This is a genomic window from Arthrobacter sp. B0490 (genome assembly GCF_002929355.1).
Taxonomy (GTDB): Bacteria; Actinomycetota; Actinomycetes; order Actinomycetales; family Micrococcaceae; genus Arthrobacter_D.
Genome location: NZ_PJIR01000002.1, coordinates 261,410 through 276,815 on the forward strand (window position 1 = coordinate 261,410; position 15,406 = coordinate 276,815).

A 15,406-nucleotide genomic window follows, 5' to 3' on the forward strand; every position below is an offset into this window, starting at 1 on the left:
CGCCGGTTCCCTGTCCGTGCACGGCCGCGGCCCGCATCGCGGGAGCTCCACGCTGCTTTGACGGTGTTGGACCCCGCGGCTAGACTGAGCAGGCGCGTAGTGCGTTTCGTCGGGTCCCGATGCAGATCGGATGCCCGCGGGGCGCAGTACTCCTCATGAACCTCTCGAGGTTCTTTCCATTTCGTCCACATCCGGACATCGGAACCCGCTCCCGGCCCAGCCGGAATCGCGGTCTCCGTCATGACCGGAGCTAGTCATCATCCACAACGGAGCCCCAACTACATGACCATCACCACCACCGAGAAGCAAGGTGCCCCCGTAGTCGCCATCAACGACATCGGCACCGCTGAGGACTTCCTCGCAGCGATCGACGCGACGATCAAGTACTTCAACGACGGAGATCTCGTCGAAGGTACCGTCGTCAAGGTCGACCGTGACGAGGTCCTGCTCGACATCGGTTACAAGACCGAGGGTGTCATTCCTTCCCGCGAGCTTTCCATCAAGCACGACGTCGATCCCGGGGACGTCGTCTCCGTGGGCGATCAGGTCGAGGCTCTGGTACTCACCAAGGAAGACAAAGAAGGCCGGCTGATCCTCTCCAAGAAGCGCGCTCAGTACGAGCGTGCCTGGGGCGACATCGAGAAGGTCAAGGAAGAGGACGGCGTCGTCACCGGCACCGTCATCGAGGTCGTCAAGGGTGGCCTCATCCTGGACATCGGCTTGCGCGGCTTCCTGCCCGCGTCCCTCGTCGAGATGCGTCGCGTCCGCGACCTGGCTCCGTACATCGGCCAGCAGATCGAAGCGAAGATCATCGAGCTCGACAAGAACCGCAACAACGTCGTGCTGTCGCGTCGTGCGTGGCTCGAGCAGACCCAGTCCGAGGTGCGCTCCACGTTCCTCAACAAGCTCGAGAAGGGCCAGGTCCGTCCGGGCGTCGTCTCCTCGATCGTCAACTTCGGTGCCTTCGTGGACCTCGGCGGAGTGGACGGCCTCGTGCACGTCTCCGAGCTGTCCTGGAAGCACATCGACCACCCCTCCGAGGTCGTCGAGGTCGGACAGGAAGTCACCGTGGAGGTCCTCGAGGTCGATCTCGACCGCGAGCGCGTCTCCCTCTCGCTCAAGGCCACCCAGGAAGACCCCTGGCAGACCTTCGCCCGCACGCACGCCCTGGGTCAGGTCGTGCCCGGCAAGGTCACGAAGCTCGTCCCCTTCGGCGCATTCGTGCGTGTCGAAGACGGCATCGAGGGCCTCGTGCACATCTCGGAGCTGGCCGTCCGGCACGTGGAACTGGCCGAGCAGGTCGTCTCCGTGGGTGACGAGCTCTTCGTCAAGGTCATCGACATCGACCTCGAGCGCCGCCGCATCTCCCTCAGCCTCAAGCAGGCCAACGAGGGCGTCGACGCGGACAGCACCGAGTTCGATCCCGCGCTCTACGGCATGGCCGCCGAGTACGACGACGAGGGCAACTACAAGTACCCCGAGGGCTTCGACCCCGAGTCGAACGAATGGCTCGAGGGCTACGAGACCCAGCGCGCCGCCTGGGAAGCCCAGTACGCCGAGGCCCAGTCACGCTGGGAGTCGCACAAGAAGCAGGTCGTGCAGCACGCGTCCGACGACGCCGCCGCAGCGAACGAGCCCGTCGAGTCGAACTCGACGAGCTACTCCTCGGAGCCCGTCGTCGCGGACTCCGGTTCCGGGACGCTCGCGTCCGACGAGGCTCTTGCGGCACTGCGCGAGAAGCTGACCGGAGCGTAAGCACCGGGTTGCAGCCGAACGCTGCAGCAGGACACAGGGAGGGCCCCCGCCGATCGGCGGGGGCCCTCCCTGCTTGTCGTCCGGGTGCCGGCGGGCACGGAGGTGACGGCTCCGGGCATCGGGAACCCGCCGGCTACCGACTCACCGGCGCTTCGACACCGTGACGGTGAAGCGGGGTGAACGGTCGAGCTGGTGCGTGGGGCCGATGATCCGCTCCAGGACCGGCCGGTAGCGCAGGTGGCTGTTCCACACCGTCCACAGCTCGCCCCCGGGTGCCAGGACGCGGGCGCACGCGCCGAAGAGCCGATGGGCTATGCCCGCGTGCACGGTACTGCCGATGTGGAACGGCGGGTTCAGGACGATGACGCCGGCCGAGGCGTCCGGCACCGTCGACAGGGCATCGTCCCGGCTCACCCTGACGCGGTCCGCGACGCCGTTGGCCTCCGCCGTGGCGAGCGTGGACGCCGTCGCCGAGGCGGACTGGTCCGTGGCCCGGACGTCCAGGCGGGGATGGCTCAGGGCGAGGTACGCGGCGATCGCCCCGTTCCCGCAGCCCAGATCGATGACCCCGGCCCGATGGGAGGGCCCGGCCGTCGGGTCCGCCAGCCCGCGCAGGTGGGGGAGCAGCAGCCGCGTTCCCGGGTCGAGCGCGGCACCCCCGAACGTCGCGCCGTAGGCGCGCAGCTCGAGAGGCCCGCCCAGCCCGACGTCGTAGCGTGCGCTCCGCGGGTAGGAGGACCCGTCGACGGGGCGGGGACCGGTGGCGACGAGGACGCGGGACTTCTGCCGGGCGAGACCGGCGGTGACGTCCGAGAAGTACCGGCCGAGCACGGTGTTCATGGCCGGCGTCATGTGCTTGACCCGGCCGGTGGCCAGGACCTGCACGTCCGGGCGGGCGAATAGCGCGATCGTCCAGGCGATCTCGTCGAGTTCGTCGAGCGAGCGGGGCAGTCGCAGGAGGACTGTGGTAACGCCGTCGAACAGCTCGGCGTCGAGCCGGCAGGACCGGTAGGATCCCTGCATCCCCTGGTCCGTGGCGTTCAGCGCCAGGGCCCGCTCGTGCACGACGCCGTCCTGGAAGACGCGGACGGTGGCGCCGGAGAGTGCTGCGGCGCCCAGTGTGAGGGCGCCATAGGCATCGTTGATCGTGGCGATGCCGCCGGTGCCGAGGCGATCAGCTGCGGTGTCGAGGAGCAGCCGATCGGCGGCATCCACGGCCACCAGCTCCTGTGCCTCGATGTCGGGGCGGCGGCGCAGGAGGTCCAGGCTGAACGGGGTCACCCTCTCCATCCTAGGTGCCGTCCCGACTCCGGTCAGGAAGTGCCCGGACCGGACTCGGGACCGCCGGGATCGTCCGGGCCGTCAGGCATGTGCGTGCTCGGACGGTCCGCGCCCGTGCTGTCCCCGCCGCCGGTGCCGGGATCGTCCGTGCTGCCCGCGCTGCCCGTGCCGTCCGGGGCGGAGGCACCCCCGGCCCTCCTGCCGAGAAGCCAGTCCAGCGGCGTCCCGCCTGGGCCCCCGGGGGACGCGACCGACCCCGATCCGTCGGCCGCCGTGTCCTCGGCCGCCGTGTCCCCGTCCGCGCCGTCGGGCACGAGATCCGTGCTGTACGGCGCGCGGGGCGGCGCGGGCAGCCGGTCGATCAGTTCGTTCGCCGCATGCGCGAGCAGATCGCGCTGCAGCGGCGGGAGGGTGAAGGAGCCGTGCAGATAGGCCTCGACCTCGTACTCGCCGGCATCACCCGCCAGCCCGAAGTAGTGCAGCCACAGCTCACCGGGGTCGATCTGCGCGTGACGGATGGCCCGGAGGAGCTGGATACGCTGGTACTCGTGGTCCGGATGGTTCTCCACCTGCAGCGCCCTAGTACGAGGGGCCGGCGGCGCCGTCGATCACGGACAGGGCGACCGTCCGCAGGTCCACCCTCGTCATCGAGGCCTCTGACAGCAATCGTCGCATCGCGGTGTCGGCATCGAGCCCGTGCCGTTCCATCAGCACGCCGCGGGCCGAGGAGATGAGGTCGCGGGTACCGAGGGCATCGCGCAGGGCCTTGCTCGCCGCCGCCGGGGAGCTGTCCGGCTGGACGTTCCCGAGGAGCGTCGCCGCCGGGGACGCGAGGAGCACGAGCTGCCTGCGATCCTGCAGGGAGAAGGCCGACGGGAGCGGGGAGTAGACCTTGAGCGCGCCGAGGCTCCTCCCGTTGTGCACGAGCGCCGTGCTGAGCGTCGATCTCAGGGGGAGGTGCCGGACGGCTTCCTGCCACAGGGGCCAACGGTCGTCCGTCCGGACGTCGTCGATCTGGACGGTGGCCTCGGCGGCCCACGCGGTGAGGCAGGGGCCCTGGCTCAGGTCGTACTGCAGCGCATCGGCTTCCGCGACCACGTCGTCGGTGTACCCGGTGCTCCGCCTGCGGCCCTGGTCGTCGAGGAGGGAGACACCGGCTCCGAGCGATCCCGGGATCGACCTCTTGACGGCCTCGGCCAGATCCTCGACGGCACGCCCCGCCGTACCCTCGGTCAGCAGGAGGCCCTTGAGTCTGGCGAAGACGAACGTCAGTTCTTCCATGGGTGAAGTCACAGTTCCAGCCTCGGCAGCAGAGCGGATTCGATCGGGTACGGAGTATCAGGATACACACGGGATCCCGCGGGCCCGGGCACGGATGCGGGCGATCGTCGCGTCCACCCGGGGCCGTCCGCGGCCACCCGGGGCGGTGGTCGGGACGAGCATCCCTTCGCCCAGCTGTCCCAGCACGCCGCGCGTGCCGCGCGCCGTCAGCCTCAGCTCCCGGACGGCACGGTCGCGAGCAGCTCCTTCTCCTCGACCAGCTCGGTTGAGAGGGTCTTGTAGCCCACCGAGCCGAACAGCACGGTGATGATGCCGTCCTCGTAGCCCATGACCGTCCCGCGTCCCCATTCGGGGTGCTCGACGACGGTGTCGACCTCGAAGGGGACGTCCGCCTGCGACGCGGCGCCCGCTCCGGCCGACTCCGGCACGGTTCCGGCCTGCTCCTGCCGAAAGCAGTTGTCGCAGTTGCCGCAGGCCCCCGGCAGTTCCTCCCCGAAGTACGCCAGCAGGAACTGCCGCCGGCAGCCCCTGGTCTCCGCGTAGCGGCGCGCCATGTCGACGCGTGACCGATCGATGCGCTCTCGTCTCTCCGCCTGCCCCACCGCAGCCTCCACCGCGTCCGAGGTGGACATCCTCCTCGCGCGGTACCCCTTCACGCCGTCCCCGACGGCGCCGGATGCCACGAGCAGGTTGAGGAGCCCTGCCAGCTTCCGGGGCGGGAGGCCCGAGAGCTCCTTCAGCTTCCTGACCGTGACGGGCTTGCCCCGGGCGGCGAGGAACGCGAACAGCTCCCTCAGCCGGGTGCGGTTGACGGACTTCGCGGCGAAGAAGCGGCGCAGGGACAGATCCTCGGGGCGGTAATGGAGGATGGCCCTCGACCCGAGCCCGTCCCGTCCTCCCCGGCCGATCTCCTGGTAGTAGCTGTCCAGGGAATCCGAGATGTCCGCGTGGAGGACGAAGCGCACATCCGGCTTGTCGATACCCATGCCGAAGGCGGTCGTCGCGACGACCACGTCGATGGAGCCGTCGAGGAACCCCTCGTGCACCGCCTGGCGTTCCTTCTTGAGCCGCCCCGCGTGGTAGACGTCGGCGCGCCGTCCGCGCTCCTGCAGCTCCGCGGCGAGGGCGTTGGCGGACTTCTTCGTCGCCGTGTATACCAGGCCGGGACCCTCGAGGGCCAGGACCTGGTCCCGGACGGCGCGCTCCTTCTCGGCGCCGTCGACGTGCTGGACGACGTCGAGGGTCAGGTTGGGGCGGTCGAAGCCCTCCACGATCACCGCGTGGCCCGCCAGATGGAGCCGCTCGGCGATCTCCGTCTGCACGGGGTGTGACGCCGTGGCGGTGAGGGCGACCACCGGCACCCGGAGATCCCTGAGCAGGTGGCCCAGCTGCAGGTAGTCGGGCCGGAAGTCGTGGCCCCAGGACGCGACGCAGTGCGCCTCGTCGACGACCACGAGCGACACGTCGAGCGAGCGGAGACGAGTGGCGACGTCGTCGCGTGCGATCTGCTCCGGTGCGAGGAAGAGGAACTTCGCGCGCGTCGCCTCGTCGTCGTCGGCTGCCGCATCCCAGGCGGCGTCGAGCTCCGTCTTCCTCATCCCCGAGTTGATGACATAGGCACGGACGGAGCCCGACGTCTCGTTGATCGATTCGGCCTGGTCGTGCTGCAGCGCGATCAGTGGTGAGACGACGACGGCGACGCCGGGCAGCGTCAGGGCGGGAACCTGGTAGATGGCGGACTTCCCGGAGCCCGTCGGCATGACGCAGAGGACGCTCCTGCCCGCCAGGACCGCTTCCATGGCGCGCTCCTGGCCGGGGCGCAGGTCCTCCCAGCCGAAGGTGGAGGCGGCGGTCGATCGAAGGTCGTGCAGGGTGATGGTCACGGTACTCCTCGGGGACGGCAGTACCCCGAGCGTATTCAGGGGCACCGACACTCGCCCGCGGCGACCGTCGCCCCTGCCCGGTCTTGACAGCGGATGCGGGGGACGCCGGGCTAGGGTGGGCTCATGCTGCGCGTAGGACTGACCGGGGGGATCGCCGCGGGGAAGTCGGTGGTGGCCCGCCGCCTCGCCGACCTCGGCGCCGTGGTCGTCGATGCCGACCTCCTGGCCCGGGAGGCCGTCGCACCCGGGTCGCCGGGCCTGGCCGAGGTCGTCTCCGCCTTCGGCCCGGGTGTCCTGGGAACGGACGGCGCGCTCGACCGACCCGCGCTCGGCGCCCTGGTCTTCGCCGATGCCTCCGCGCGGGAGCGGCTCAACGGGATAGTGCATCCGCGGGTGCGGGCCCTGGCCGCGGCGATCGTGGACGGGGCGCCCGAGGACGCCGTCGTGGTCGAGGACATCCCGCTGCTCGTGGAGACCGGCCAGGCGGCGCGCTTCCACCTCGTCGTGGTCGTCGATGCGCCGGACGAGGAGCGCATCGGGCGGATGGTCCGGGACCGCGGCATGGACCCCGGCGACGCCCGCCGCCGCATCGCCGCCCAGGCGTCCCGCGACGACCGGTTGCGGGAGGCCGATGCGGTCCTCGCCAACGACCGGACCCTGGACGATCTCCTCGACGCGACGGACGCCCTCTGGCACCGCAGGATCGTGCCGTTCCGGGACAACCTGTCCGCCGGTGTCCCGGCCGCCGAGCCGACAGGCCCGCTCGCCGCCGGGCTTGCGGGCACGAGCGGGCCGGGCCGGCGCATCCGGGCGAAGCTGGCCGCGGCGCTCCCCTCCGGCGCCTCGGTGGAGCCCGGCAGCGACCCCGACGGCGGACCGGACGGCGATATGGGGCCGACGGGTGTGCAGGTGTCGCTCGCCGCGGACGCCGATGCCGAGGCGGTCACCGCGGCCCTGGTGCTCGCGGGATACCCCCGCGTCCGGGGCGGGCGACGCGCCGGGGACGGTCCCGGCGAGGGTGCCGCGGCCGTGCATCGCGCGGCCGATCCGGCCGTCGACGCCACGGTGACCGTGGTCGCGGCTCCGCCGTTCGGCTGAGGCGCTCCAGCGGCGCCGTCAGGGGTTCAGCCGCCAGCAGATCCGCGGCGAAGTGTCACCGGCAGCGACTACCGTTGAGACATGAGTCTTGCGCAGGATATCAAGCGAGTCGTCGCTCCGTTCGAGGTCATCAGCGAGTACACCCCGGCGGGCGACCAGCCCACCGCCATCAAGGAACTCGCGGAGCGCATCAATGCCGGGGAGAAGGATGTCGTCCTGCTCGGTGCCACCGGTACCGGCAAGAGCGCCACGACCGCCTGGCTGATCGAGCAGGTGCAGCGCCCCACCCTGGTCATGGTGCAGAACAAGACCCTCGCCGCGCAGCTCGCCAACGAGTTCCGGGAACTGCTGCCCAACAACGCGGTGGAGTACTTCGTCTCCTACTACGACTACTACCAGCCCGAGGCCTACGTCCCGCAGACGGACACCTTCATCGAGAAGGACTCCTCCATCAACGAGGAGGTCGAGCGCCTCCGGCACTCCGCGACCAACGCGCTGCTCACGCGTCGCGACGTCATCGTCGTCGCCACCGTCTCCTGCATCTACGGGCTGGGGACGCCCGAGGAGTACATCAACAAGATGGTCACGCTGCACCGCGGCGACCAGATGAACCGGGACGCGCTGCTGCGGCAATTCGTGGGCATGCAGTACACGCGGAACGACATGGACTTCCACCGCGGCACGTTCAGGGTCCGTGGGGACACCGTCGAGATCATCCCCATGTACGAGGAGCATGCGCTGCGCATCGAGTTCTTCGGGGACGAGGTGGAGAACATCTACACCCTCGACCCGCTGACCGGGAACGTCATCCGGGAGGAGGAGGAGATGTACGTGTTCCCCGCCTCCCACTACGTCGCCGGCGAGGACCGCATGACGCGGGCGATCAAGGACATCGAGGACGAACTGCGGCAGCGCCTGGCGGAATTCGAGTCGCAGAACAAGCTCGTCGAGGCACAGCGCCTCCGCATGCGCGTGACCTACGACCTCGAGATGATGCAGCAGATGGGGTTCTGCAACGGTATCGAGAACTACTCGCGGCACATCGACGGACGCGATCCGGCCTCGGCGCCCCACTGCCTGCTCGACTACTTCCCCGACGACTTCCTGCTGGTCGTCGACGAGTCGCACGTGACCATCCCGCAGATCGGCGCCATGTACGAGGGTGACTCCTCGCGGAAGCGGACCCTCGTGGACCACGGGTTCCGGCTGCCGTCCGCGATGGACAACCGCCCGCTGAAGTGGGACGAGTTCCAGGACCGCATCGGGCAGACGGTCTACCTGTCCGCCACGCCCGGCAAGTACGAGCTGGGCAAGGCGGAAGGGTTCGTGCAGCAGATCATCCGCCCGACCGGCCTCATCGATCCCGAGGTGGTCGTCAAGCCCACCAAGGGTCAGATCGACGACCTGCTCGACGAGATCCGGAAGCGCACGGCGATCAACGAGCGCGTCCTCGTCACCACGCTCACCAAACGCATGGCCGAGGACCTCACGGGGTACCTGCTCGAGCACGGGGTCAAGGTCGAGTACCTCCACTCCGACGTCGACACCCTGCGGCGGGTGGAGCTGCTGCGGGAACTGCGGATGGGCACCTTCGACGTCCTGGTCGGCATCAACCTGCTCCGCGAGGGGCTCGACCTCCCCGAGGTGTCGCTCGTCAGCATCCTCGACGCGGACAAGGAGGGCTTCCTCAGGAGCGCGACCTCGCTCATCCAGACGATCGGACGCGCAGCTCGCAACGTGTCCGGGGAGGTCCACATGTACGCGGACCGCATCACGGACTCGATGGCGCGCGCGATCGACGAGACGAACCGGCGTCGGGAGATCCAGGTGGCCCACAACCTGAAGCACGGCATCGATCCCACACCGCTGAGGAAGCGGATCGCGGACATCACCGACACCATTAACCGGGAGGACGCAGACACCCGCGCACTGCTCGAGGAAGCGGGCAAGTCCCGGAAGCCGAAGAAGGGCGTCGGGCGGCACGACGGCCTCGCGTCGGTGCCTGCCGAGGACCTGACGGACCTGATCCAGCAGCTCACGGACCAGATGCACGCGGCCGCAGCCGAATTGCAGTTCGAGCTGGCCGGGCGGCTGCGCGACGAGGTCGGCGACCTGAAGAAGGAACTGCGGCAGATGCAGTCCGCCGGCCACGCCTGACCGGATGTCCGAGGGGACCCGGCTCGGGGCTCCCTCGAGGCAGGGTCCCGTCGGCGGCCCGGTCGGCGGGTCGGCCGAAGGATCGACGGGTCCGTGCGGTCATGGTCCGGGCGGGAGACGGCGATGACGGTCGCGTCAAGGGACGAGGCGACGACACAACCGGTGCATGCCATTCGCGCGCTTCTCGTCCGCCCGGGTAGCATTGACCCGACGTAGGGGAGTATCCCAAGCGCTACGGACGTCAACACGCAGGGCATCGTCGGCCTGCCGGACGTAGCGGCGAGTCGGCAGTATGCCGCGGCGGAGAGACTTACGGCGATCGACTCCACCCTCCGGAAGGTATTCCATGCCCGCATTGCCCATGGCGTTCGAGATCGGCACGTTCGTCGTGCTCGGGATCATCCTGCTGTTCGACCTGCTGCTCGTCGTCAAGCGGCCACACGAGCCGTCCATGAAGGAGGCCGGCCTGTGGGTCGCCTTCTACGTGGGACTCGCGCTCGTGTTCGCGGCCCTGATGTTCTTCTTCACGGGACCCGAGTACGGCGGGCAGTTCATCGCCGGCTGGATCACCGAGTACAGCCTGAGCATCGACAACCTGTTCGTCTTCATCATCATCATGGCGCGGTTCTCCGTGCCCAGGAAGTACCAGCAGGAAGTACTGATGGTGGGCATCATCATCGCGCTGATCCTCCGCGGCATCTTCATCGCGCTCGGTGCGGCCGTCATCGAGAACTTCAGCTGGATCTTCTACATCTTCGGCGCATTCCTCCTGTACACCGCGTACAAGCAGGCCACCGACTCCGGTGAGGACGAGGAGCACGCGGGGGACAACAAGCTGATCGCGAAGCTCAGGTCCGTCCTGCCCATGTCCGAGTCCTACGACGGCAACAAGGTACGCACCGTCGTCGACGGCAAGAAGGTCTTCACGCCCATGCTCATCGTCTTCGTGACGATCGGGCTCACCGACCTGCTGTTCGCCGTCGACTCCATCCCGGCGATCTTCGGCCTGACGCAGAGCGCGTTCATCGTGTTCACGGCGAACATCTTCGCCCTCATGGGCCTGCGCCAGCTCTACTTCCTCCTCGGCGGCCTGATGACCCGCCTGATCTACCTGAAGCACGCCCTCTCCGTGATCCTCGCCTTCATCGGCGTGAAGCTCATCTTCCACGCGATGCACGTCAACGAACTGCCGTTCATCAACGGCGGCCAGCACATCGAGTGGGCCCCCGAGATCCCGACGTTCGTGTCCCTCGCCGTGATCATCGCGACAATCGTGGTCGCCGTGATCGCCAGCCTGATCAAGTCCAAGGCCGACGAGAAGGCCGCTGTGCGTTCCGGTACGTCGACGGAGACGCCGTCCGCGGTCACCGACGGACTCGACGAGGCGGCGGACGATGCCGGCGCCAAGGAACCCCGCCGCTAGGTTTCGGCCCGGCCCGGACGCGCACGGCAGAAGGACCCCGCACCACGGGTGCGGGGTCCTTCTGCGTCCGTGGAGCGGACGCGCCCTGGAGCGGCCCCGCCCGACCGGGGAATCAGGGGCGCGTCATGCCGAGCAGCCGTTCGAAGATCGCCTCGCCGTCGTCGGCGATCCCGTCGTGGTGGAATTCGTCCGTCTCCCACACCTCGAGCCTCCGCACCGCTGCTGCGGTCGCGAGGGACAGATCCCTGTCGACGTAGATGTCGTGGCGGTAGACGGCGGCGGCGACGGGCACCGTATTGGTCGCGAGGACATCGCCGTCGTACAGGCGGCCCCAGTCGTCCTTCGCCGCGAGCACGTCCGCCACGTCACGGAGCGGCCGGAGCGCGGGATCCTCCTCGAAGTACCAGGGGTACACCATCTCGCCCGTGAACAGGATCTCCGCCGCGTCGTCACGGAACTGCGGGTACTCGTCGAGCACGCGCCGGGCCGACCAGCCCGACGCGAAGCCCTGGCAGTAGATCGACTCGTGCATCAGTGCGTAGAGCGGCTGCGCGCCCCGGCTCACGATGCCCTGGACCTGCTCGAGGAACGTCGCGGACAGCCGGGGCCCGTCGGGTGTGGTGGTGAAGGCGTCCTCCAGCAGGTAATGCAGGCCGTGCACCCTCGTGTTCCCGCCCAGGAACGAGCCCACCATCTGGAAGCGCCGCACCGTCAGCCGTTCCCCGCTGGGGAGGAACTCCTCCACCGCCGTGAGGTGGCGGGCGATGCGGGTCACCCTTTCCCGGTCCTCGGGGTACCACGAGAAGTACTCCCGGTTGCGTTCCTCGACCCGGGCGAACGTCGCCCGGTAGACCTCCTCGGGGCGGCCGGTCAGGGGAGCGAGGCCGCCCGTGACGAGGGCCCGCTCGACGCCCTCGGGCGCCTTCGACAGATAGGTGAGCGTGCAGAAGCCGCCGTAGCTCTGCCCGAAGACCGTCCACGGGCCGCTGCGCAGCCGGGCGCGGATCAGTTCGGCGTCCGCCACGATCGCGTCCGCCCGGAAGTGGGCCAGGTAGTCGGCCCGGGCCTGCGGCGTCGGCAGCGCGGCGAGCGTCGCGGCGTCGGCGGGCGTCGACAGGCCCGTCCCCCGCTGGTCGAGCATGAGGATCCGGAAGTCCTTCGCGGCGGCCTTCATCCAGCCCGAGAGCTGCGTGGTGCGCACACCGCGCCCGCCGGGGCCACCCTGCAGGAACAGGAGCCACGGCAGGCGTGCGGCGTCGTCGTCGCTGTGTTCGAGCGACGAGTACTCGCGGGCGAAGACCTCGATCCGCTCCGACGCCGCGTCCCCGTGGTCGAGCGGTACGCGGAAGGAGTGGCCGGTCGCCCGCAGCCCGCGCATGACGGCCGTCCTGCCGACGACGTGGTCGCCGTCGTCGGGCGCGGTGCCCGGCGTGGGCCCGGGCGCGGACGCCGGCGTCACAGGGCCGCGACCTCGGCGAGCGCGCCTCCCGTGAGGCGGAAGGTGCTCCACCCGGACTGCGGTCGTGCGCCGAGCTGTTCGTAGAAGCGGATGGACGGCTCGTTCCAGTCGAGCACCGACCACTCCACGCGGGCGTACCCGCGCTCCGCGGCGATCCTCGCGAGGTTGGCCAGCAGGGCCTTGCCGTGCCCCGCGCCGCGTGCCTCGGGGCGGACGTACAGGTCCTCGAGGTAGATGCCGTTGACACCTTCCCAGGTGGAGTAGTTCAGGAACCAGAGCGCGAAGCCCTGCACCTGCCCCCCGGCCTCCGCCACATGGGCGTAGATCGTGGGCTTCTTGCCGAACAGCGCGTCCTGGAGGGACGCGACGGTGTTCTTCACCGCGTCGGGTTCGCGCTCGTAGAGGGCGAGGTCGTGGATGAGCTGGAGGATGACCGGCACGTCCGCCGGCCGTGCTGCGCGAATCGAGGACATGACCCAAGACTAGCGAAGCCGGAGCGGCCGCTCAGGCGGCGACGGGTGCCCCCACGCCGAGGATCCGGACGACGGGGGTGCCCGCCTCGTCCGACGCCGGGAGGTCGATCTCCGCGTTGATGCCCCAGTCGTTGTTCCCCTCGGGGTCCTTCAGGATCTGCCGCACCCGCCACAGACCCGGGGCCTTGGTGATGAGCAGCAGGGCCGGTCCGCGGGCCTCCGGACCGTCGTCGATGTCCTCGTAGTCCCCGAAGTACCCGTCGAGGGCCTCGGCCCAGCGGTCCGCGGTCCACCCTGAGTCCGCGTCCAGCGCACCGAGCGCCTCGTCCCGTTCGTCGGCGAAGAGCTTCACGCGCTGGAACATCTCGTTGCGCACCATGACGCGGAAGGCCCGCTCGTTCGACGTGACCGACGGCGGCTCCTCGGGGAGTTCCACGGCGTCGACCGCCACTCCCGGCGCGATCCCGGCGGACAGTTGGGTCCACTCGTCGAGGAGGCTGCTGTCGACCTGCCGGACCAGTTCGCCGAGCCACTCCAGGATGTCGCTGAGGTCCTCGCGGAGGGCCTCGACGGGCACGGTGTGGCGCAGGGCCTTGTAGCAGTCGGCGAGGTAGCGCAGGAGGATGCCCTCGGAGCGCGTCAGGGAGTAGAACGCCACGTACTCGCCGAAGCTCATGGCCCGCTCGTACATGTCGCGCACCACCGACTTGGGCGCGAGCTCGAAATCGCCGAGCCAGGGTGCCGACGTGCGGTACACGTCGAACGCCTGCTGCAGCAGCTCCTCGAGCGGCTTCGGGTAGCCGATCTCCTCGAGGCGTGCCATGCGCGCGTCGTAGTCGATGCCCTCGGCCTTCATCGCCGCGACGGCCTCGCCCCGGGCCTTCTTCTCCTGCGCGTTCAGCACCTGCCGGGGTTTCTCGAGGGTCGCCTCGATGACGGAGACGACGTCGAGCGCATAGCCCGGGGCCTCGGGGTCGAGGAGTTCGAGGCTCGCGAGGGCGAAGGGGGAGAGCGGCTGGTTGAGTGCGAAGTTGGCCTGCAGGTGGATCCTGAGCCGCACCTGCCGGCCGTCCGGCTCAGGGACGGGCAGCCTCTCGACGATGCCCGCCGTGATCAGCTCACGGTAGATGCCGATGGCACGGCGCAGGAGGCCCAGCTGCGACGCGCGCGTCTCGTGGTTCTCGGTCAGGAGGCGCTTCGTGGCGGTGAAGGGGTCGCCGGGCCGCTCGAGGAGGTTCAGGAGCATCGAGTGGCTGACCGAGAACGACGACGTGAGCGGGTCGGGGACGCTCTCCACGAGCCGCTCGTACGTGGGCTTGCCCCAGGAGACGAAACCCTGCGGCGGCTTCTTGCGCACCACCTGGCGCAGCTTCTTCTGGTCGTCGCCGAACTTGGTGACGGCCTTGGCCATGGCCTTGGTGTTCTCGACCACGTGGTCGGGCGCCTGGACCACCACGGTCCCCGCGGTGTCGTACCCCGCCCGGCCGGCACGGCCGGAGATCTGGTGGAACTCGCGCGCGTTGAGCAGCCGCGTGCGGACGCCGTCGTACTTGCTGAGCGCGGTGAGGAGCACCGTACGGATCGGCACGTTGATGCCGACACCGAGCGTGTCGGTGCCGCAGATGACCTTCAGCAGCCCGGCCTGGGCCAGCTGCTCCACCAGGCGCCGGTACTTGGGCAGCATGCCGGCGTGGTGCACGCCGATGCCGTGGCGGACCAGCCGGTTGAGGGTCTTCCCGAAGCCCGCGGAGAACCGGAACGTCGCGATCAGGTCCGCGATGCGGTCCTTCTCCTCGCGCGTGCAGACGTTGACGCTCATGAGGTTCTGCGCCCGCTCGATCGCCTCCGCCTGGCTGAAGTGCACCACGTACACGGGCGCCTGCCGGGTGGACAGCAGTTCCTCGAGGGACTCCTGCACGGGTGTCTCGACGTAGTAGAAGTGCAGGGGGATGGGCCGTTCGACGGACGTGACCGTCGCCGTCGGGCGGCCCGTGCGCTCGGTGAGGTCCTTCTCGAACCGCGAGACGTCGCCGAGGGTCGCGGACATCAGCAGGAACTGCGCCTGGGGCAGCTCGAGCAGCGGGACCTGCCAGGCCCAGCCCCGCTGCGGGTCGGAGTAGAAGTGGAACTCGTCCATGACCACCGTGTCGACATCGGCCAGGGCGCCCTCCCGCAGGGCGAGGTTCGCGAGGATCTCCGCGGTGCAGCAGATGATCGGTGCGTCCTGGTTCACCCCCGAGTCACCCGTGATCATGCCCACGTTCTCCGGCCCGAAGATGTCGCAGAGCGCGAAGAACTTCTCGGACACGAGGGCCTTGATCGGCGCCGTGTAGTAGCTCGTCCGTCCCTCCGCGAAGGACTTCAGGTGGGCCGCGATGGCGACCAGCGATTTCCCGGAGCCGGTCGGGGTCGCCAGGATGACGTTGTTGCCCGAGACGAGCTCCATGGCGGCCTCGTCCTGCGCGGGGTACAGGGTCAGGCCCCGGCCCGTCGCCCAGCCGGTGAAGGCCTCGTAGACCGCGTCCGCGGTGAGTCGGCCGTCGTCGTGCCGGGGCAGGTGCTCTTGGATCCTCATGGTCCGTTCAGCCTACCGGTG

Annotated in this window: 11 protein-coding genes; 4 read left to right on the forward strand and 7 right to left on the reverse strand. The window is 69.4% G+C overall.

Going from position 1 to position 15,406, the window contains the following annotated elements; all coding sequences use genetic code 11:
* Positions 1 to 282 precede the first annotated feature (282 nt).
* Positions 283 to 1,755 (forward strand): 30S ribosomal protein S1, encoded by a 1,473-nt coding sequence (gene rpsA, locus CXQ97_RS04180; RefSeq protein WP_104179580.1) that lies wholly within the window; start codon positions 283 to 285, stop codon positions 1,753 to 1,755.
* Between the two features lie 141 nt (positions 1,756 to 1,896).
* On the opposite strand, the gene CXQ97_RS04185 is transcribed toward rpsA, so the two are convergent.
* The 4 genes from CXQ97_RS04185 to CXQ97_RS04200 all read right to left on the reverse strand — a co-directional run bounded on the left by CXQ97_RS04185 (position 1,897) and on the right by CXQ97_RS04200 (position 6,200).
* The gene (locus tag CXQ97_RS04185) at positions 1,897 to 3,036 is read right to left on the reverse strand and encodes a class I SAM-dependent methyltransferase (RefSeq protein WP_258062244.1); all 1,140 of its coding nucleotides are present in this window, start codon (positions 3,034 to 3,036) and stop codon (positions 1,897 to 1,899) included.
* 32 nt (positions 3,037 to 3,068) lie between these two features.
* Positions 3,069 to 3,605, reverse strand: coding sequence for a hypothetical protein (locus CXQ97_RS20520; protein WP_181034967.1), 537 nt, complete (start codon positions 3,603 to 3,605; stop codon positions 3,069 to 3,071).
* A 10-nt stretch (positions 3,606 to 3,615) separates the two neighbouring features.
* Entirely contained in the window at positions 3,616 to 4,317 is a 702-nt protein-coding gene (locus tag CXQ97_RS04195) for a GAF and ANTAR domain-containing protein (RefSeq protein ID WP_104179582.1), read from the reverse strand.
* Positions 4,318 to 4,529: 212 nt separating this feature from the next.
* Positions 4,530 to 6,200 (reverse strand): ATP-dependent DNA helicase RecQ, encoded by a 1,671-nt coding sequence (locus CXQ97_RS04200; RefSeq protein WP_104179583.1) that lies wholly within the window; start codon positions 6,198 to 6,200, stop codon positions 4,530 to 4,532.
* A gap of 123 nt (positions 6,201 to 6,323) precedes the next feature.
* Here CXQ97_RS04200 and coaE point away from each other — a divergent pair, with 123 nt between their 5' ends.
* The 3 genes from coaE (at position 6,324) to CXQ97_RS04215 (ending at position 10,878) form a co-directional block, all read left to right on the forward strand.
* Positions 6,324 to 7,298, forward strand: a complete 975-nt coding sequence (gene coaE / locus CXQ97_RS04205; RefSeq protein ID WP_181034968.1) for a dephospho-CoA kinase — start codon at positions 6,324 to 6,326, stop codon at positions 7,296 to 7,298.
* Positions 7,299 to 7,379: 81 nt separating this feature from the next.
* Positions 7,380 to 9,455 carry an excinuclease ABC subunit UvrB gene (gene uvrB / locus CXQ97_RS04210; protein WP_104179584.1) on the forward strand — a complete coding sequence of 692 codons (2,076 nt, stop codon included), beginning with the start codon at positions 7,380 to 7,382 and terminating at the stop codon, positions 9,453 to 9,455.
* 346 nt (positions 9,456 to 9,801) lie between these two features.
* Positions 9,802 to 10,878 carry a TerC family protein gene (locus tag CXQ97_RS04215; RefSeq protein ID WP_104179585.1) on the forward strand — a complete coding sequence of 359 codons (1,077 nt, stop codon included), beginning with the start codon at positions 9,802 to 9,804 and terminating at the stop codon, positions 10,876 to 10,878.
* A 112-nt stretch (positions 10,879 to 10,990) separates the two neighbouring features.
* Here the strand turns inward: CXQ97_RS04215 and CXQ97_RS04220 are convergent, their stop codons facing one another.
* From CXQ97_RS04220 to CXQ97_RS04230, 3 genes are all read right to left on the reverse strand, one after another.
* The gene (locus tag CXQ97_RS04220) at positions 10,991 to 12,256 is read right to left on the reverse strand and encodes an alpha/beta fold hydrolase (protein WP_104179851.1); all 1,266 of its coding nucleotides are present in this window, start codon (positions 12,254 to 12,256) and stop codon (positions 10,991 to 10,993) included.
* Positions 12,257 to 12,333: 77 nt separating this feature from the next.
* Positions 12,334 to 12,810, reverse strand: coding sequence for a GNAT family N-acetyltransferase (locus CXQ97_RS04225; RefSeq protein ID WP_104179586.1), 477 nt, complete (start codon positions 12,808 to 12,810; stop codon positions 12,334 to 12,336).
* 31 nt (positions 12,811 to 12,841) lie between these two features.
* A complete protein-coding gene (locus tag CXQ97_RS04230; RefSeq protein ID WP_104179587.1) occupies positions 12,842 to 15,385 on the reverse strand; it encodes an RNA helicase in 2,544 nt (847 codons plus the stop codon).
* Between the last annotated feature and the right edge of the window lie 21 nt (positions 15,386 to 15,406).